We start from the raw sequence: 16,807 nt of genomic DNA, 5'->3' as shown, positions 1-16,807 counted from the left end.
AAGAGCGATTCCTACTTCTTAAGGTACAGATCTAGTTGCTTGCCATAAACTTTGTCGTTTGAATGTGCAAATGACATTAGGCTTTGGATATCTGCGGCTTCAATCACGCTAAGATCATAATGGTCATCAATAAGTGTGAATTGATGGCTAGGTTTCACTGTTAGCAAAAATAAGTACTCTGAATATTTTTCGGATTTCGGCGCTTGATAGTATCCCAGCCAATCTTCAACTGACAGAAGCTGTTGGGTCTCTAAGTCAAACGTATACCACTTTTGGTCATTCGCTTTTACAGCAGTGACAATATGGTATCCCCAATCTGGCCCGATTGAATTTGGGTGTGGGACGTTTCCTTCAATAACCATTTTTCGAATGCTTTGGTCCGGCACTCCCATCGCTAATAGGTGCATATGTACCCACAAGGCGCGGAAATAACAAATTGTGTTTCGGTTTTCGAGTTTTAAAACAGTGTCTGCGGCTTCGCCGACTTCTTCAGATTCGACAAATTTTTTGTAGAGTGTATTGAGTTCCTTGGGACTGACCTTCGAAGGTGGTGTCGTTGTTTCACTTAAAAAACTACTGAGCCGGCTTTTTGATAGCTGTGCAAATCTATCGATGCGCTCTTGGCCCATGATATTTTGTTTTGCAAAGTCATAGTACATTGTTTGAAATTCTGTCGGCGATTGGGGCTGTGTTTGTGCGTAGGCAGCGCTAGGAGAAGTAATGATGATGCCAAGGGTGGCTACAGTGGTTGTTAAGATCGAGAATATAATTGTTGTTACACTTTGTTTCATTTTTGAATCCTATTTTTGATTGTCGAGAGTCTGCATACACCAATACAAAGTGTGAGCCATTGTTAGAGACAATCTATTCGACTTTAGAGAGTTAAAAACGCAAAACTCTTTTTCACTGACATTTATTGCAAGAGGACACGAGCAGAACAGGCACAAATTTAATTTGCAGGACGATTGTGAAACAGAGTGTTTTAGATGCGTGTTTTTAGCTCGAGCTTGTGACGGTTTTTTATGAGAATCGAACGGCCTTTTCGTAAGATGATCTTTTCCTCTTCAAGCTCGCTGAGTTGGCGTGACAAGCTTTCTGTCACAGTGCCTGCAAGTTTTGCCATAGTTTCTCGGTCAATCTTAAGATCGATATACAGACCTTCTTCTGTTTCTTTCCCAAACTTTTGCGAGAAGCTCAGCAGAACCGAAGCTACGCGATTGCTCACGGAATGATTTTCGAGGGCCGAAATGCGCTCGTCTTTAATAGAAATAACATCGCAAAGAACTTTGATAATACACTCTTGGAGATTTGGCGAAGTGTGTAGAAGTTTTTGAAACGGGATTCTTGGAATACACCAAGCACGTACATCATCTAAAGACTCTGCTCTGTGTGAGTATTTTGAGTTCCATTCTCCATACCCTAAAATATCTCCGGGACCACAAATGCGGACAGGGAAGAAGTCATGTTTTTGATAAATCAGTTTCGCGTGTCCACTCATGAGGACATAAAAACTAAATATGCCATCGGTGTCGCGAAAGGGAAGTTCTTCAGCGTAGGAAAATTCTGTCAGACGAGCCAGAGCCGATAAAGACATTATCTCTTCAGAGGATAAATGAGAGAAAACAGCTATGTCAGAGAGAGAATGAATCATATTTCCAACCTAACATATTCATTTTGGATCGTTAATTTATCTGAGGTAGAGTCCAGACATTTTGTGCGTACGTAAATATAAAACAATTTGTTTTTGATTATTGTCAAATATGACCTGAGCCACTTCATTCGAGTCTGAATGCACCGATCAAATTGATATAGGCGTTTTTGTAATCGAATTAACAAAGGCAATTGTAATGAAATTCTCGTACAAAGTTCTTCTTAGTGTGACTATTGCGTGCGTGTTGTGTGTTGGAACGGCAATTTTTATTAGTAGCCAACGTATTCATAGTATCGGCGACACTCAACTTGTCGAAAAATCACGAGCTATCCTGAGTCGACTTGAAGTGGTCCGTAGCTACATTGCCCAGCAGGGAGGCCTGCAGTCAGCCATTGCAGATACTTTGAGTAAGCATCCAGACGGAAAGTTGCCAACGGAAGTTAGAATTTCCATTCTAAAACAAGTTCCCATTTTTGCATCGATGAGAGTAGGTATGGAAGGGGCTGAGAAAGAGCATTACACGTTTCGGGTTTTTTCAGACGAACCTCGCAAACCTGAAAACAAAGCGACTCAGTCCGAGGCGGAGATCCTTGGTAAATTTCTAAATGATCCTAAACTTGAAGAAATTGTGGCCGACACTGACGACTCTATTGTGGTGTATCGCCCCGTACGTCTTTCTGAAGCGCAAGGGTGCTTAACTTGTCACGGAGAGCCCAAGACCAGCCCCTGGGGAAACGGCAAAGATATTTTAGGTTATGAAATGGAAAACTGGAAAGACGGAAAGCTTCATGGTGTTTTTGCGATTACTTCCAGTAAGAGTGAAGTCAACGAAGCAGCAAAAGCCGCTTCGTACAATATTGTAATGTGGGCAGGGGGAGTTTCTGTAGTCATTCTACTTGGCGTCTACTTATTTTTGAAGAAACCGCTAGCGAGTATCTCTGAGATTGTAGGGCACCTAAGAAATGCCGGAACACAAGTGTCTGGTGCAAGTTCTGAAATTTCCAATTCAGCTCAAAATTTGAGTGGCTCTGCAAACAAGGCGGCGGCGACGATTGAGGCCACCTCGGCATCAGCTGAAGAGGTTTCCGGTATGATCGATATAAATGCGAAGAATGCAGATCATGCGAAGCTCTTATCACATGAGGCTCAAGAAGAAGCGACAAAGGGGAAAATCGAAGTGACACGTTTGATATCTTCCATGAATGAAATCGCTGTGGGCTCTAAAAAAATTGAGGAAATCATTTCTGTGATCGATGATATCGCATTTCAAACAAACTTGTTGGCACTGAATGCTGCGGTTGAAGCCGCGCGTGCAGGGGAGCAAGGAAAAGGTTTTGCGGTGGTTGCTGAAGCCGTTCGTGCGTTGGCTCAGCGAAGTGCGGGCTCTGCAAAAGAGATTAACGATCTTATTAAAGAGAGTGTCGAAAAGGTGTTGCAAGGTTGTGGCGTTGCAGAGTCTAGCGGTAAGGCTCTCGAGAAAATCGTTCAAGTCGTCGAGAAGGTGAATCAGTTGAACACCGAAGTGTCATCGGCAAGTAAAGAGCAAGCTAGCGGAGTTGCTTCTATCAATCAGGCGATTGTTGAATTGGATAAAGTGACTCAAGCAAATGCAGCCGTGGCAGAAGAGTCCGCAGCCGCTGCAGAAGAGTTGTCCAATCAATCGCACAAACTCCACGAGCTTGTGGAATCCTTGGATGGGTTTATTCAAGGTCGTAAAGCGTCTTAGACCTAGCGATGTAGTTAAAAAACAAAACCCCAAAGTTTCTTTTGGGGTTTTGTTTTAAGAATGAGATTCACTTTTTTGAAGCAGCTATTGAGCCGCAGCTTCGCAAGTATAAGTAATCTTCATCTTAAACACTGTAGCATCTGCCAAGTGGTTGTAGCGTGAGCCCGCTGCTGTAACATCAAGAACGAGAGGTTCTTGGTTTGTACCGAGGCTAAGGCAAGTTTTTTTCATTTCCTCTTTAACTTGAGTGATCGCGATTTTTTGAAGAGTCTCTTTTTCTTCCGGTGTGGTGTCGTACCATCTGTAAAAACCTGAAAGGCCGGCACGACCGTTGGCTGTAAAAATCTGCTCAGCATGACTGACTGCTGAAATGGATAGAGTAGCTGAAGTGATGAATAGCAAAGCTGCGAACTTTTTCATAAACCCTCTGTGGTTAGTTTTGTTCAACGCCTAAGGCATAGTGCTTTAGGTTCTTGTTTCTTTGTCTTAAGGATTAGTAGGGATTTGAATAAAGGTATAATTGGATATTAATGCACTTGAGATAGGTTGGTGCCTATGGGTCGATGAGCCAAAAAGAGCCATCTAGAAGCCTGTACTTTGGGTTGGTTTGTCAGCGTGATCGCTGTTAAAAGGTATAAATTAGAAATAGAATAGATGAATGATTGCGTACATCCTGATTTTTCTAATGCCACTTAAAGCGAATGCAAGTGTTGCTCATTGGGAAATAGAAACCCGCGGGCGAGAACGTTTTTCTTTGAACGACGAGAGTTCTAAAAAGGATGGGGAAATGTACTCCCTCAGTTTTTCTCGTGGGCATAATGAGCTAATGAAGCTTCCGGTCCGCAAGAAAACATGGTTGCTTTGGAGAACAGAGCTTTCAAATATTTCTCAATCAAGTTTAGAGAATGGCTCTTGCCTAAGCCCAATCACCTTCTCGATAAAAAAGCAGAATCAAGCTCCGCTGACCAAAAGAGTTTGCTTCAGAGAAACATCTTCTGAAACGGCTCAGTTGGAAAAACTTCTCAATAAGTTTAATGGATACTTATATGGGAAGTAGAATTCTTATAGTTTTATTTCTAGTTTGGGGCTCACCCTCTTTTGCTCAAGTGTTCCCGCAGGGTTGCGTCCTCGATCACATGAAAGAAGTCTGTGAAACTTTGTCCCAAATTAAACCAACTAGTCGAATCGAGTTTGCGGACGGCACAAGTGTTCACGCCTGCGTTTTGGTCACCGAAAATCTTGGTGCGTTGGTTGAAGGGAGTCCCAATGGTTCCGGCAACTTCCAAAAAAAGAACTTTGAAAAACTCACTCGAAAATACTTTGAGATATTGCAGAAAGACAACTCTCTAACGGATCAAGATATCGCGGATTTATTGCGAAATCCGTTGAGTCTCGATGAGTATCTTACAAAGGCGAAAGTTTCGCCTCAAAATGAAGAGTGGATCCCGTACGTAAAGTTCGCAAATGAGCGGGATAAGCAAAATGCAATCTTGACGGAGGATCAAGATATTCAGCGTAAGTTTGACTATACGAAAAAAAAGGTGAGCGAGCTTGGAAATGGGAATCTTGCAATGGACCTCGGTGCTGATAAAAATGCATTTAAGGGCCTGAAGGCTGTCTCTCTTCGCGAACTTCCCACTCCAGAAAACTTAGCGTGTAGACCCAAGGTCAACGCCCACTACATCGGAGCAAGTAACGGGACTTTAGAAAATAAAATTTGGATGACCGAAGGAATGACTCAAATGAATGCAAGATCCCTCTATTTTATATTGGGACACGAACTGGGTCATTCTTTTGATCCTTGCAAAAGTAAGACAAAAAATGTTCTAGAAAATCATCCTTATCGGCGGCTTGTTTCGTGTCTTCGGGACGACTTTGGTAAATTTAGAAACATCCAAAACCCGCAGAAGACCGAGGACTGGTGTAAAGATTTTCATACTCAAGAGGCCTTTTGTGATTATTTCGGGGCTTATGTATTAGAACAACATATCAATGAAAATCCTGTGCGACCTAAGAAGAAATCTCTATCTGAAGGCGTTGTGGTCGCACCTCCAGGTTATGAAAATATTTTTTGGCTACTTGATCAGACCTGCGCGGACGGAATTGATGCAGATGATACCCAGCGAAGTCATCCTTCTAGTTACCGCAGACTTAAGGATATTTTACTCCGCAACCCGACGATTGCGAAATCAGTCGGTTGCAATGTCTCGAGCACCACCCCACGATGCGATATTCAGAAGGGCTTCACCGGCGCTGGGTCCGGATCTTCAACAGGATCTGCTGATCAAAATTCTGGTAAAAAGTGATCTTCTTTCACCTCGGACGAAGCCGATTCGTCGAATTTCTGTGAGCTAAAAAACAAAAACCCGAAGTTTCCTTCGGGTTTTTTTAATTTCTATATTTGGTCTCTCGCTTTAATCATCTCCTGGGAGAAAATTTGGAGCGGGAGAGATTTGGCTGGTCGAACCAATCGGAGCCTCGGTATCCCACTTGCTCCCAAAGATCTTACTGGTCTTGTGTCAAAGGACTCATTAAGGCAAGGCTCCCGCAACTCCGGCTCCCATCGTATGCGATGAAGATATCGGAGGTTGAACCAACACGTTCAAGTCTCCGACTCTTTCAAAGTGCCCGACAGAATCGGTATATACCAGGTTCTCCCATAGGTAATGAGTGGCATCTTGAACGGTTACGCGAATATTCTGTCCATAGGAGATACCAGTGCAGACGTTGTTAGTGCAGGTAGCTTCCAAGTAATCCCCAGAACAACCCGCAAAGTCCATGCGAATCGATTCCAGAGTCATGTTATTGCGATACTTTGCCACCAATTTTTGAGTGCATAATGTACCGCTCGTGTCTTCGTAGGTGCCGTTCTGAATTGCATTGGAGGGAGCCTTTACGACATGGGGGCAGACGTTATTACTTGCAATATCATCGCTGGAAACCACTTCGAATTTGCCATCTTTGCAAAGGACGTTGTAATTGCCATCCTCGCGCTCCTGTGCCGAAGAAATATCACTGACAGCTTGCATTTTGAAAGCTGCTAAGCCCGTCAATAAGCTGATAAAAAAAATGCTTTTTAAAATGAGTCTCATAAAACCTCCGATGTTTTATTTATTGAGTGTTATGTTCATCACAATGCATATTTTCTTTGCGAACAAGGGGCAAAATGGCCGGATGATAAATGGTGCGAACAGATTGTTCGCGATGTGCTGGCAATCTTCCACGTCGGGCAAAGCCAATACATTGATTCATCAAATTTAAGTGGGTTAAAAAACAAAACCCCTAGTAATTTCTCACTAGGGGTTTTTTAATTTTTATATTTGGTCTCTCGCTTTTCGTTTTCTCCGAGGAGAAAATTTGGAGCGGGAAACGGGACTCAAACCCGCGACCTATGCCTTGGCAAGGCATCGCTCTATCAACTGAGCTATTCCCGCGTCATTGCGAATGAGCAACGAAATTACAGTTGCAGGACCCTGCTGTCAATGGGTAAATAAATCTCATGCCTCAAATAATTAAAAAAAGTCTCATCAAGTGGTCAGCAATTGCAGTATTAGGCGTAAGTGCTTATTTCGTGGGCTATTTTTGGGGTGTGAAGAACCTAAATGGTGATCAAAATCTGCGCAATATAGCGTCTGAAGAACTACAAAAAGCGACTGATTTTAGCGAGCTTAAAGAGCGGGTTCATTGAAGGCTGAGTCTTAGCCGACGCCAATTTAATATAGCAGGATAGCAACACTGCTAGAAAAATAAAAAACCAGTTTCTTGGCGACATATGCAAAAGCATTTTTAAGCCTTAGCCTTTCGACTCTTCATATAAGCTAAATAGTATTCGACGCCACTGCTTATACTTAAGAGCACGCTGATCCACAAGATACCGTAAGCAATTTTGTCTAAATAGGGTAAATATCCTGGAATTTCTCCAATCATGGTCCCTGGAATAGCCCCCATTTGTAGGGCGGTCTTCCATTTTCCGGCAGATTTTGCGGCAATGACGACGCCATCAGCGGCGGCCACGGCCCGGATTCCACTGATAAAGTTATCGCGGCTCAATAGAACCACCACCATCCAAGGGTCGATTTTTTGGTAATAGGCCATCATAACCAGGATACTGCTGACCAGGATCTTATCAGCCACGGGGTCCATAAACTTACCCATATTAGAGACCGCGTTGTATTTACGGGCAAAATAACCGTCATAGTAATCGGTGATAGAGGCCAAAATAAACAGGATGGCAGCTCCAACATTCCAGCCAAAAGTGTTCGGAACCATGCAGAGCAGAACAAGCGGAACCACGAAAATGCGACTGACTGTAATCCACATTGGGAGTTTCTGTTTCCATGGGGCAATAGTCGTCGTCATCGACGTTGTGTTCACAAGAAGTCCTTTGGTTGTCTAGAATAGATCTTCTCAAGACGAATTCATTGCTGTCAACAAGAGCCCGTCGACGGGTTTTGCCATATTTCAAATAAACTTTTTGCCTTATCGTCCCGTTTTTGTGATTGTATCGGGCTCAAGGCGCTTAGGGAAAATATGTACGTATATAAACACCGAGTTCAGTTCTATGAAACCGACGAGATGGGGATTGTTCACCATAGCAATTACCTGCGTTTTTGTGAGGAAGCCCGCGTGGCTTGGGCTCATTCTCGGGGTTTGATTGACTACCAAAAAAAGGGATCGGCTGCGCGCTTTGCGGTCTATGAAACCAAAGTGCGTCATCTAAAACCCGCAAAGTTCGGGGATGAGGTCGAAGTTCAGCTGCAAGTACGTTCTGAAGGTGTGCGCCTTCACATACAATACCGCCTCAATGCTCATGGGCAGACCCTGGCTGTGGCCGAAACGGTCCACGTATCGATGGATGAGAATTTAAAACTGACCCGTTTACCGACGGAAATGAAAGATATCCTGGAGAAAGAAAAATGGACAGAAACCTGGCTTTAGAATTCGTACGCATTACCGAAGCTGCTGCTCTTGCCTCTGCGGAGTGGACAGGACATGGCGATGAAAAAGCAGCCGACAAGGCAGCCGTAGATGCCATGAGAAAAGCTTTCGACAGCGTGAACATCGATGGCACCGTCGTAATCGGTGAGGGCGAGCGTGATGAAGCTCCTATGCTCTACATCGGCGAAAAGGTCGGAAATAAGTCTAACAACGCTCCAAAAATCGATATCGCCTTGGACCCTCTTGAGGGCACAACAATTTGTGCAACAGGCGGGGTGGGTTCTATTTCAGTCATCGCGGTGGCTGAGAGCGGTAACTTCTTGCACGCGCCAGATACTTACATGGATAAAATCGCCTGTGGTCCTGGCGCAAAAGGCGCGATCGATATCGATAAATCAGCGACTGAAAACATTCGCCGAGTAGCGGATGCTTTGAAAAAGCCGGTGGGTGATATCACAGTTGTGATTTTGAATCGTCCTCGCCATGAAAAACTGATTGCTGAAGTTCGTGCAACGGGTGCGCGTATTCACTTGATCGGTGATGGTGACGTATCAGCCGCGATCGCAACGGGCTGGCAAGACTCAGGGATCGATCTTTTGATCGGGACCGGAGGAGCACCAGAAGGTGTGATCTCGGCAGCAGCGATGCAATGTTTGGGTGGCGACTTCCAAGGTCGTTTGAATTTCAGAAACGACGAAGAAAAAGCGCGCGCAACTAAAATGGGCGTAAAAGATCTTACTAAGAAATACACAGTGGACGAGCTTGCTACTGGTTCTGTGATGTTTGTCGCAACCGGTGTGACCGATGGTCCATTCTTGAAGGGTGTAAAAACACTTCCAGGACGCCAGGCAAAAACTCACTCTGTGGTCATGCGTTCTGCGACGGGCACGATCCGTACGATCGAGGCTCATCACAGATTGAATCAAAAACCAAATTTTAAGTAGGGAGCTTATGAACCCACAAGCTTTGCACTGCTTTAATTGCAATAAAGAAATCCAAGTCGGTGGAATCGTCGGGCGCAGAGATGAATGCCCGAACTGCCGTGCGGACGTGCATGTGTGCAAAAACTGTGAGTTCTATGACCCCAAAGCCTACAACGAATGCCGCGAACCGCAGGCTGATATGGTGAAAGAGAAAGATCGCGCAAACTTCTGCGATTATTTCTCTCCACGTCGTGGTTCGAGCGGTGGCGTCGATAAAGCGGCGGCTCTCAGAGCTGCGGCCGAGGCTTTGTTTAAGAAAAACTAACTAGAGGGAGCATCATGAAGTCTTTTGAGAAATCCATTCTCGTTTTGGGGAGCGTTGCTTTACTTTTTCTTTCCGCGTGCAGCTCAAGTAAGCAAACCGTAGGACTAAAACCACCAGCAAAACCACCAATTCAAAACGATCAAAACCCTCCGACGCCTGAAGAGTCTACAGATCCTATTACAGTAGAAGAAGGATTAGTAAATACAGCTTGGTCCGGAGAGGGTAAGACCTCAGAGGGCTACCTGGTTACTTACGTGTTTCGCTTCGCCCAATATGACATCGACATCGAATCCACCTGTCGCATCGATCCTATAAGTGCAAAAGTTAGCTCTAGCTTGAGAGTTTACTACACGAACAATGGCACCATTGCTGAATTGGCTTCGGGTTTAAACTCAAGCATTCCTGCAGGAAACGGCAGCTGCGATATCTACTTCCCCGCAGGTCTTAAGTTTGAACTAGACGGCGATAAGGTTTTCATTATCCATAATGGTGATCGTAAGGCGACAAACATGAAGCGGATTCCATAGGCGACGTTATGTTCGTATATCACCGCATTCCTGAGCACATGAACGGTACAACTCTGTATCCGCTGAGTCAGCTTCGATCTCTACATCCACAAGTATTTGATTTTGCGGCTCAGAAATACAAGGGTCGAGAAACAGTGATGGAGCAGACCGTTGGTGTATTAAATTGCAAATGGAATGATGTTATTCATCTTACACCCTTAGATCCGAAAGAAACGCTGAGGGCTTTGAGAGAGGCTGGTGGAAGCCCGGCCAGTACGAACTTTTGGAAGATTCCCGTAGAAATGTTGGATGAAGACTCCACAGTCTATTTTTCATATAAAGCGACTAACGCTGGATTCGAAAAAGAATATTCAAGATTTTCGAAGAGTAAATATAAAGAAATGAATGTGATTCCTGAGAAAACCTTTGAGTACTATCAAAAAGCATACGCTGAGGGCGGACGTCCGCTCATGTATCATCTTGTTCCCCACATTCTTACTTCTCGACCTATAGACATAACGTCTGTAGAGATTTGTTCTTGGTAGTAAATCTGTGTCCAATCTATTAGTGGTCTTGTTTCTCAACACAATCAAACTAGAGTAACTACCCAGTGCATAGAGTCTTCAGTTAGATAGGGACGCCATCAAAGAATGGCCTTAACTAAGGAGATTCTATGTACGCCGTCATTCGTCACTACAGAATTGATAAACGACACAATAACGAAATTGATCAGAAAATCCGCGACTCTTTCACTCAGATCATTGAAAAAGCGCCGGGCTTTGTTTCGTATCACTGGGTCAATAGCGGAGATGGTAATGCCTCTTCGATCAGCGTTTTTGAAGACAAGGCGCAAGCTCAAGACTCAAATCGCCTTGCAGCCAAATTCGTGAAAGAGACTCTTTCAAAATTAGGTGTTGGTAGTCCCATTATCAATGAGGGAATCGTGCAGGCACATACCGAGAGAGTTGCTCGCTCTCGTCAGGGAAAAGATTGGTCAGCGAATCAATACTCGCCACCAATTTAGAGAGTGCAGAGTTTGTATTTATTTAAAAATTAAAAAGCCGGGGAGAGCCCGGCTTTTTTGTTGTTGTCTCTTAAGTTAGTTAACAAGATTTACAACAAACTGAACAGCTGACAAATGACAGAAAGCTGTTGCTGATCGCGCCAACGTTCCGCCGTCTTCGTCAAAATGAGCGTTGCAACGCGCGTGCATAGTGTCCAAAAGACTCAAGTCTTCTTGCTTCGGAGAATGCTTTCCCAGTTCAATCATGCAGACGTCTGAAGCAAGTGCCGTAGTATAAACGTCCATACTTGCGCCGTACGCACACGCTTCAGCCAATTGAACCGCTTCATAGCAGTTTGCTGATTTAGAGATCAACTCCTGAAAAACGTCTGGTTGGTTGTAGATATCTTTTCCGTTTTTATCTACACATTCAGCTGCCATCGCAAACGTAGAAGCGAACAAACATCCCGCCACAAGAATCGCATTCAAAGATTTCATAACTTTTCCTTCTTTAAGTAGTTAAAGACAGGAACCGTATTCCACAACGACGCGTTATCTGTAAAATAGAAGATTTAGAACAACGCTATCTAATTTCTGGATGGCTCAGTTCAAATAAGAAGGCTCTGCATTGGTACGAAGGGCCTTTGGTATTTCTAAACTGTAAAAAGTACTTTCCATCAGCGCACTAGCAGCAATAGACTGGCTCGATAGAAGGTGTCGGAGGGCAAAGTCATGAAACTATACGTATTCAAATCACTACCGCCATTTCTTTGGGGGTACACTCGCGATATCCGTGCAATGTGGACAATGGAAGAGTGTGGAATACCCTATGAGCCAATTGGAATCGACTGCGGTCCGAACGGCCTTCAAGATGAAACCTGGTACGAGAAAATTAATCTCTTCAAACAAGTTCCTACAATCGATGACGATGGGTTCATTCTAACAGAGTCGGGTGCGATTCTTCTTTACCTTGCAGAGAAGTCAGGGAAGTTGATTCCTGCAGATCTCAAGGGGCGTGCACAAGTGACTCGTTGGACGATCACGTCTTTGAACAACATCGAACCATTTGCACTGCCGATTTTCTTTGCTGATCTTCAAGGTGAAGAAAGCCCCCACGGGAAACTGCGTTCTTGGCATGTCGACATCCTCGCACGCTTCTTTGTGCCTCTAGAGAAAATGTTAGCAAATCAACCGTTCTTAACGGGTACGGAATTCACAGTGGCTGATATTACTCTTACTTGCGTTCTTCGTGAAATTCGTAAGACCGAGGTCTTGAGTGAGTATCCAAACATCGTAAAATACCGCCAGCGTTGCGAAGAGCGACCTGCGTTTGTGAAAGTGCTGAATGCCTACGAAGACCGCCTTGGTATCGAACGAGGAAGTGCTCGGTAGGTAGAGCGGGCGGGGTCCTTACAGTGGGTCGCGGGCGTTAGTGGCTCAAATTCTTAGCCTTTTTACAAATTTCGGGATCAAAAAATGATCTTTTAAATTTTGCTGATGACAAGATTGGCGCCTTCTCGCATTTTCGTGCGTTTGCGGAGGCACTATGCAGATTTTCTCTTCTGATCTTGGTAAAGACTTTTGGAATTACCGACTGGGACAAGTGGTTTCTCTTTTGGGCGATTCCTGCAGTCATATTGCTTTAGCGTGGTGGATTTTGGATAAAACAGGGTCTGCGGCAGAGATGTCTTCAGTCCTGGCTCCTGCGATGGTTGTTCGTATTTTCCTAATGCCTCTTTTTGGTCCTCTTGCTGATAAATATTCCCGTAAAGCCATCATCGTTATTGCCGATCTTTGGAGATTCGTTTTTACCGGTTGTTTGGCTGCAATGGTTTTTAATAATTACTATGAGACCTATATGGTCATCGCGCTGTTTATTTTAAACTCCATTGGTTCCGCGCTTTTCCAGGCCGCTTCTGGTGGTATCGTCCCGCAAATCGTTCCTCGCGAAAAACTGCAAGTCGCGGCTCAACAGACTCAAGCTATTAACTCTTTCGCCGGAATTATTGGTGGGGTTGCTGGCGGTATTATCGTTTCCACATTGGGTGTTTTTGGTGCTTTCGCAATCGATGCCGTTAGCTACGTTATTGCAGCGTGGAGCGCAAGTCGTATTCAAGCCAACACTACACCTGTGCGTAAAGAGGCTCCGCAGATGAAGGCTGCCTTTCACCAGTGGGCTCAGGACCTCAGCGAAGGTTTTAAATTGCTCTTTAAGATCCCTGTGATTTTTTGGATCTGTATTGTTGCGATGTTCTTAAACCTGGCGTTTGCTCCGTTGGGAGTTATTCTTCCGGTTCTTGCTAAGGAAGGTCGTAATATGCCTCCTTGGTTTTTAGGTGGCTTGGAAAGCAGTATCAGTCTAGGTGCTATCGTGGGCGCTGTAACGATGGCCTATGTGAGCAAAAAAATCCGCGCAGATCTGTTGATTGTGATCGCCATTGGAATGATGTGTGTGGGAACTATGGTTCTTCCGTGGGTTCCAAATGTGGCGTTACCGTTAACGGTTTTATTCTGGATTGGTATCGGCGGAACGTGGGCCAATATTCCAATGAATACTCAAATCTCTTTAGCGATCCCGGATGCCTATCGTTCGCGCGTAGGATCGATCATGGGCTTCTTGTGCCAGGGAATTTCACCTTTGGGGCTTGCTGGGGCAGGGGTGATCATTTCAAGTTTTGGTCTGACAAATGCTTTGGTTGCAATGGGTGGAATTGGACTTTTGCTGACGCCATTAATGCTATTGATCCCGAACTTTTCAAAATTTATGTCAGTCCCACCTGAAAAGGCCGATCGATTCTTAGCGGAACAATATCCGCAGGCTTTTGTCTCGACAGAAACTGTTTCAGCCTCTAGTGTTACGGTGCATGAGTAAGATGATCCTAAAAGAGTCTCTCTTTTTAAGCAGTGTTTTGACTTTCTGTTTCTCTGTTTCTGTCTATGCGGAAACAATTCAATCGGATAATAAAACCTCTCAGATTCAGTCTCTCAAACCCGAACTTGCAAAAGCTAATGTTAGCTTCAAAGTTCTTAAATCTGGCGAGACTTTGGCTGCAGCAGAAATTCCTAAGGCCGAAAGCGAAGAAGAGTCATCGGATGTAGAGTTTTATTTCGCAGCCAAAGACTCCAGTAAATGGACATTTTTGGATAGCCTTCAGCTAGAAGGAAGTTCGTTTGAGTTTCGAGACGACGGGGTCATTAAAATCTCTATTGAAGAAGGTGGATCTTCGAGTTCGACGACGACTTCTCTATGGCGTCTAGAAAAAGACCGGTTAAAGGTCATTGGTCAAGACTCTGAGATGCTAGATCGAAGTGCTCTTAATCGTAAGACAGATCCCACTCGTGTTACTGAAAGTACAAACTTTTTAACTGGCCGAATGGTTGTTAAGTCAGAGTTTGCTCATGCGAAGACCAAAAAAATCGAATGCAAATTCGATAAGAAAGAGTTCGACGCACAAAAAGTATCAGAAATGAGTCTTGGGGGCGTAAAGGTCCCTGAATGCCCAAGCACTAAAAAATAATCTGCATGTAGATAGATCCCACGAGCAAGAATGCTTGCTTGGCAAAGTTCACCCAAAAAATCTTGGGATTTTCTTTAGTGATGACCTGTGTAAAGGGACGTGTTGTCCTAAAGGATTGGGGCATTTGTCCATATCTGATGCCTGAGTAGAGCGCACACAAAGCTGCTCCTGATAAAGAAAGAAGCATCATACGAACAGCGCTGTTAATCGCGAGCTCCGACCCTATCTTTTGATCTAATTCTGTCAGTAATAGAACTACGAAAATCGCAGCAACGACACCCCCGGTAAGGGACAGCATATTTGATATTTTAATCGATGCATTCGTGTTCGAGTTCATGGGGGCATTATTACGATACGAATATTAGGAGTCAACTTAACATCTTTGATTTTGACGACGCGTTTTTTCTTTCGTTTAATACCTAAATGGAATTAGATCCGAAAGTTTATCGAAAGATTATTTTTATTCGTCATGGTCAGTACTCTTCAACGCCTGAGCAGTTGACTCGTCTTGGGCGGCAGCAGGCTCAGTGGACTGCGAAAGCCGTTGCGCTTTTGAAACCCTCTAAAATTCATTGCAGCTCTATGCCTCGCGCGATTGAAACTGCCAACATCATTAGCGAGAAGACCGGTTTGCAATTTAAGCCGAGCGACCTGTTTCGTGAAGGAAAGTTGCCGGGGACCGTGGATTTTCATAAAGCCATCACCAAGGGCATGACTGCGAAAGAGAAAAAAGAAATGATGGCCAAGATCAAGCTTGCGAAAAAGAATGCAGATCTTGCGTTCAAAAAACTCTTTAAAAAACCGCAACGGGGACAGACGACAGAGATCGTAGTTGCTCACGGAAATGTGATTCGTCATTGGGTCTGTAAGGCGCTCGGTATTCCAGAGGAAAATTGGCTTAAGATGGATGTCAGTCACACATCACTGACCACAATCACAATTTCTAAAAAGGGCAACTTCGTCTTGTTAGGTTTTGCAGACACCGGTCATCTGCCGGTGAGCGCGCGAACTTATGTGTAAAATCTGATTCGAACATTTGCTATTTTTTTACCCCTCGAGTGCGTAACATAATACTTGTTAAAGCTCTTGTTGACTCTCAGCGATGGCTCAGGTGAAATCTATTTATGGCTAAAGCATCTACGACAGAAGTTTTTAATTGTTCAACGGCAGATTTTTTTAAAATCATCTCTGATTACGAAAAGTACCCAGAGTTTCTTCAAGAAGTGAAGTCTTGCAAAGTTCTCAAAACTGAGGGCAATCGCAAGTTAGTTGAATTCAATGTCTCTGTCATAAAATCCTTTAAATACTCTTTGTGGATGACTGAAACTCCAAACCTTATTAGTTGGGAGTTCGCGGGCGGCGACGTATTTAAAACATCAGTAGGCTCTTGGAAGCTTGATGAAGAGGCCGGCAAATGTCGTGCAACTTACTCAGTGGATGCGACTTTTAGCATGTTCGTGCCAGGGCCTATCGCGAATGCCCTTGTCAGTGTAAACTTACCTGGAATGATCAGCGCTTACCACAAACGTGTAGCGCAACTTTACGGAAAATAGTTTTCACCGAGGATCTCATGGACGGCAAAAATCCTTCGAAAAAAGAAATCGATGACAGCAAAATCGAAGACGGGAAGTCCTTGCTAAGTGATGCCCTTAAAAAGGTGTTCACGGCTGGGGTCAGTGCCGCATTCATGACCGAAGAAAGCATTCGCAGCTATTTAGGCGAAATGAAACTTCCTAAAGAAGTTCTTCAACTTCTTCTGCAAAGTGCATCGAAATCCAAAGACGAAATCACCCAACGCATGAGTAAAGAACTCGTCGCGATGATTCAAAAGATCGACCTGGTCAAAGAGTTCTCGAAGTTTGCCGAGACTCACAAGTTCAAGATCTCGGCCGAAGTCGAGATTCTTAAAAAAGACACGACCAATAAAGACTAAAACCTAGACTACGAGATTCTCATTTTGAGCCGATAAGTAGGGCATGAATACTTATTTGCTATCACTTGTCGCTGTGATTCTTTTTTGTGTCTGCTCTCATCAGCTGATGAAGGCGGTGCTTGCGCCCATTCCTGTGTTCAACAACACGGCTTACACCAAAAGCGCTCTTCGAGTCGCAAAGGCCTATAAAATTGCTTCCTGGGGCATTATGACGATTTGTTTTTTGCTAGCCCTTGTCATCTCTTTTTATCAGGTTTTCACCGAGATCTAAGCACGATATGATC

At 44.2% G+C, this 16,807-nt stretch carries 24 protein-coding genes and 1 tRNA gene; 17 read left to right on the top strand and 8 right to left on the bottom strand.

The window, feature by feature from the left end:
• Positions 1–11 precede the first annotated feature (11 nt).
• Entirely contained in the window at positions 12–791 is a 780-nt protein-coding gene (locus tag ACLWBB_RS10685) for a hypothetical protein (RefSeq protein WP_413287495.1), read from the bottom strand.
• A 191-nt stretch (positions 792–982) separates the two neighbouring features.
• Complete coding sequence (locus ACLWBB_RS10680) at positions 983–1,594, bottom strand: Crp/Fnr family transcriptional regulator (protein WP_413287494.1); 612 nt, start codon at positions 1,592–1,594, stop codon at positions 983–985.
• A 253-nt stretch (positions 1,595–1,847) separates the two neighbouring features.
• Between ACLWBB_RS10680 and ACLWBB_RS10675 the strand changes: the two genes are divergently transcribed.
• Positions 1,848–3,377 (top strand): methyl-accepting chemotaxis protein, encoded by a 1,530-nt coding sequence (locus ACLWBB_RS10675; protein ID WP_413287493.1) that lies wholly within the window; start codon positions 1,848–1,850, stop codon positions 3,375–3,377.
• An 84-nt stretch (positions 3,378–3,461) separates the two neighbouring features.
• Here the strand turns inward: ACLWBB_RS10675 and ACLWBB_RS10670 are convergent, their stop codons facing one another.
• Complete coding sequence (locus tag ACLWBB_RS10670; RefSeq protein WP_413287492.1) at positions 3,462–3,797, bottom strand: hypothetical protein; 336 nt, start codon at positions 3,795–3,797, stop codon at positions 3,462–3,464.
• A gap of 238 nt (positions 3,798–4,035) precedes the next feature.
• On the opposite strand from ACLWBB_RS10670, the gene ACLWBB_RS10665 reads away from it, so the two are divergent.
• Together ACLWBB_RS10665 and ACLWBB_RS10660 are read left to right on the top strand one after the other, a co-directional pair.
• Positions 4,036–4,434, top strand: coding sequence for a hypothetical protein (locus ACLWBB_RS10665; protein ID WP_413287491.1), 399 nt, complete (start codon positions 4,036–4,038; stop codon positions 4,432–4,434).
• A gap of 79 nt (positions 4,435–4,513) precedes the next feature.
• Positions 4,514–5,683 (top strand): hypothetical protein, encoded by a 1,170-nt coding sequence (locus tag ACLWBB_RS10660; RefSeq protein WP_413287490.1) that lies wholly within the window; start codon positions 4,514–4,516, stop codon positions 5,681–5,683.
• A gap of 225 nt (positions 5,684–5,908) precedes the next feature.
• On the opposite strand, the gene ACLWBB_RS10655 is transcribed toward ACLWBB_RS10660, so the two are convergent.
• Together ACLWBB_RS10655 and ACLWBB_RS10650 are read right to left on the bottom strand one after the other, a co-directional pair.
• Entirely contained in the window at positions 5,909–6,469 is a 561-nt protein-coding gene (locus tag ACLWBB_RS10655; protein ID WP_413287489.1) for a hypothetical protein, read from the bottom strand.
• Between the two features lie 266 nt (positions 6,470–6,735).
• Positions 6,736–6,811: transfer RNA gene (locus ACLWBB_RS10650), tRNA-Gly, on the bottom strand.
• A gap of 65 nt (positions 6,812–6,876) precedes the next feature.
• On the opposite strand from ACLWBB_RS10650, the gene ACLWBB_RS10645 reads away from it, so the two are divergent.
• On the top strand, positions 6,877–7,065 hold the full coding sequence (locus ACLWBB_RS10645; RefSeq protein WP_413287488.1) for a hypothetical protein: 189 nt from the start codon (positions 6,877–6,879) through the stop codon (positions 7,063–7,065).
• Positions 7,066–7,163: 98 nt separating this feature from the next.
• Here ACLWBB_RS10645 and pgsA read toward each other — a convergent pair whose 3' ends face one another.
• Positions 7,164–7,751, bottom strand: a complete 588-nt coding sequence (gene pgsA / locus ACLWBB_RS10640; protein WP_413287487.1) for a CDP-diacylglycerol--glycerol-3-phosphate 3-phosphatidyltransferase — start codon at positions 7,749–7,751, stop codon at positions 7,164–7,166.
• Positions 7,752–7,907: 156 nt separating this feature from the next.
• Between pgsA and ACLWBB_RS10635 the strand changes: the two genes are divergently transcribed.
• From ACLWBB_RS10635 to ACLWBB_RS10610, 6 genes are all read left to right on the top strand, one after another.
• Positions 7,908–8,315, top strand: coding sequence for an acyl-CoA thioesterase (locus tag ACLWBB_RS10635; RefSeq protein ID WP_413287486.1), 408 nt, complete (start codon positions 7,908–7,910; stop codon positions 8,313–8,315).
• Entirely contained in the window at positions 8,294–9,259 is a 966-nt protein-coding gene (gene glpX / locus ACLWBB_RS10630) for a class II fructose-bisphosphatase (RefSeq protein ID WP_413287485.1), read from the top strand. Before ACLWBB_RS10635 ends, glpX begins: the two co-directional genes overlap by 22 nt.
• Positions 9,260–9,266: 7 nt before the next feature.
• Positions 9,267–9,563 carry a hypothetical protein gene (locus ACLWBB_RS10625; RefSeq protein WP_413287484.1) on the top strand — a complete coding sequence of 99 codons (297 nt, stop codon included), beginning with the start codon at positions 9,267–9,269 and terminating at the stop codon, positions 9,561–9,563.
• Between the two features lie 14 nt (positions 9,564–9,577).
• Positions 9,578–10,090: a hypothetical protein gene (locus ACLWBB_RS10620; protein WP_413287483.1), complete on the top strand. Its 513-nt coding sequence runs from the start codon at positions 9,578–9,580 to the stop codon at positions 10,088–10,090.
• A gap of 8 nt (positions 10,091–10,098) precedes the next feature.
• Positions 10,099–10,614 (top strand): hypothetical protein, encoded by a 516-nt coding sequence (locus ACLWBB_RS10615; RefSeq protein ID WP_413287482.1) that lies wholly within the window; start codon positions 10,099–10,101, stop codon positions 10,612–10,614.
• A 128-nt stretch (positions 10,615–10,742) separates the two neighbouring features.
• Positions 10,743–11,093, top strand: coding sequence for a hypothetical protein (locus tag ACLWBB_RS10610; RefSeq protein WP_413287481.1), 351 nt, complete (start codon positions 10,743–10,745; stop codon positions 11,091–11,093).
• A 75-nt stretch (positions 11,094–11,168) separates the two neighbouring features.
• Here ACLWBB_RS10610 and ACLWBB_RS10605 read toward each other — a convergent pair whose 3' ends face one another.
• Positions 11,169–11,570 (bottom strand): hypothetical protein, encoded by a 402-nt coding sequence (locus ACLWBB_RS10605; protein WP_413287480.1) that lies wholly within the window; start codon positions 11,568–11,570, stop codon positions 11,169–11,171.
• A gap of 234 nt (positions 11,571–11,804) precedes the next feature.
• Between ACLWBB_RS10605 and ACLWBB_RS10600 the strand changes: the two genes are divergently transcribed.
• From ACLWBB_RS10600 to ACLWBB_RS10590, 3 genes are all read left to right on the top strand, one after another.
• Positions 11,805–12,464 carry a glutathione S-transferase family protein gene (locus tag ACLWBB_RS10600; RefSeq protein ID WP_413287479.1) on the top strand — a complete coding sequence of 220 codons (660 nt, stop codon included), beginning with the start codon at positions 11,805–11,807 and terminating at the stop codon, positions 12,462–12,464.
• 154 nt (positions 12,465–12,618) lie between these two features.
• Positions 12,619–13,944, top strand: coding sequence for an MFS transporter (locus ACLWBB_RS10595; protein ID WP_413287478.1), 1,326 nt, complete (start codon positions 12,619–12,621; stop codon positions 13,942–13,944).
• Positions 13,937–14,590, top strand: coding sequence for a hypothetical protein (locus tag ACLWBB_RS10590; RefSeq protein WP_413287477.1), 654 nt, complete (start codon positions 13,937–13,939; stop codon positions 14,588–14,590). Before ACLWBB_RS10595 ends, ACLWBB_RS10590 begins: the two co-directional genes overlap by 8 nt.
• Here the strand turns inward: ACLWBB_RS10590 and ACLWBB_RS10585 are convergent.
• Positions 14,580–14,927 (bottom strand): hypothetical protein, encoded by a 348-nt coding sequence (locus ACLWBB_RS10585; protein WP_413287476.1) that lies wholly within the window; start codon positions 14,925–14,927, stop codon positions 14,580–14,582. The genes ACLWBB_RS10590 and ACLWBB_RS10585 overlap by 11 nt on opposite strands.
• Before the next feature lie 86 nt (positions 14,928–15,013).
• Here ACLWBB_RS10585 and ACLWBB_RS10580 point away from each other — a divergent pair, with 86 nt between their 5' ends.
• The 4 genes from ACLWBB_RS10580 to ACLWBB_RS10565 all read left to right on the top strand — a co-directional run bounded on the left by ACLWBB_RS10580 (position 15,014) and on the right by ACLWBB_RS10565 (position 16,794).
• Positions 15,014–15,610 (top strand): histidine phosphatase family protein, encoded by a 597-nt coding sequence (locus ACLWBB_RS10580; protein ID WP_413287475.1) that lies wholly within the window; start codon positions 15,014–15,016, stop codon positions 15,608–15,610.
• Between the two features lie 104 nt (positions 15,611–15,714).
• Positions 15,715–16,143, top strand: coding sequence for a type II toxin-antitoxin system RatA family toxin (locus ACLWBB_RS10575; RefSeq protein ID WP_413287474.1), 429 nt, complete (start codon positions 15,715–15,717; stop codon positions 16,141–16,143).
• Positions 16,144–16,160: 17 nt separating this feature from the next.
• Complete coding sequence (locus tag ACLWBB_RS10570) at positions 16,161–16,523, top strand: hypothetical protein (RefSeq protein WP_413287473.1); 363 nt, start codon at positions 16,161–16,163, stop codon at positions 16,521–16,523.
• Between the two features lie 43 nt (positions 16,524–16,566).
• A complete protein-coding gene (locus tag ACLWBB_RS10565; RefSeq protein WP_413287472.1) occupies positions 16,567–16,794 on the top strand; it encodes a hypothetical protein in 228 nt (75 codons plus the stop codon).
• Positions 16,795–16,807 lie beyond the last annotated feature (13 nt).

This window comes from Bdellovibrio sp. HCB337 (genome assembly GCF_047302465.1).
In the GTDB taxonomy this organism is placed as follows: Bacteria; Bdellovibrionota; Bdellovibrionia; order Bdellovibrionales; family Bdellovibrionaceae; genus JACMRP01.
The sequence above is the reverse complement of the archived record's forward strand: the minus strand, read 5'-3'. Positions and strand labels throughout refer to the sequence as shown.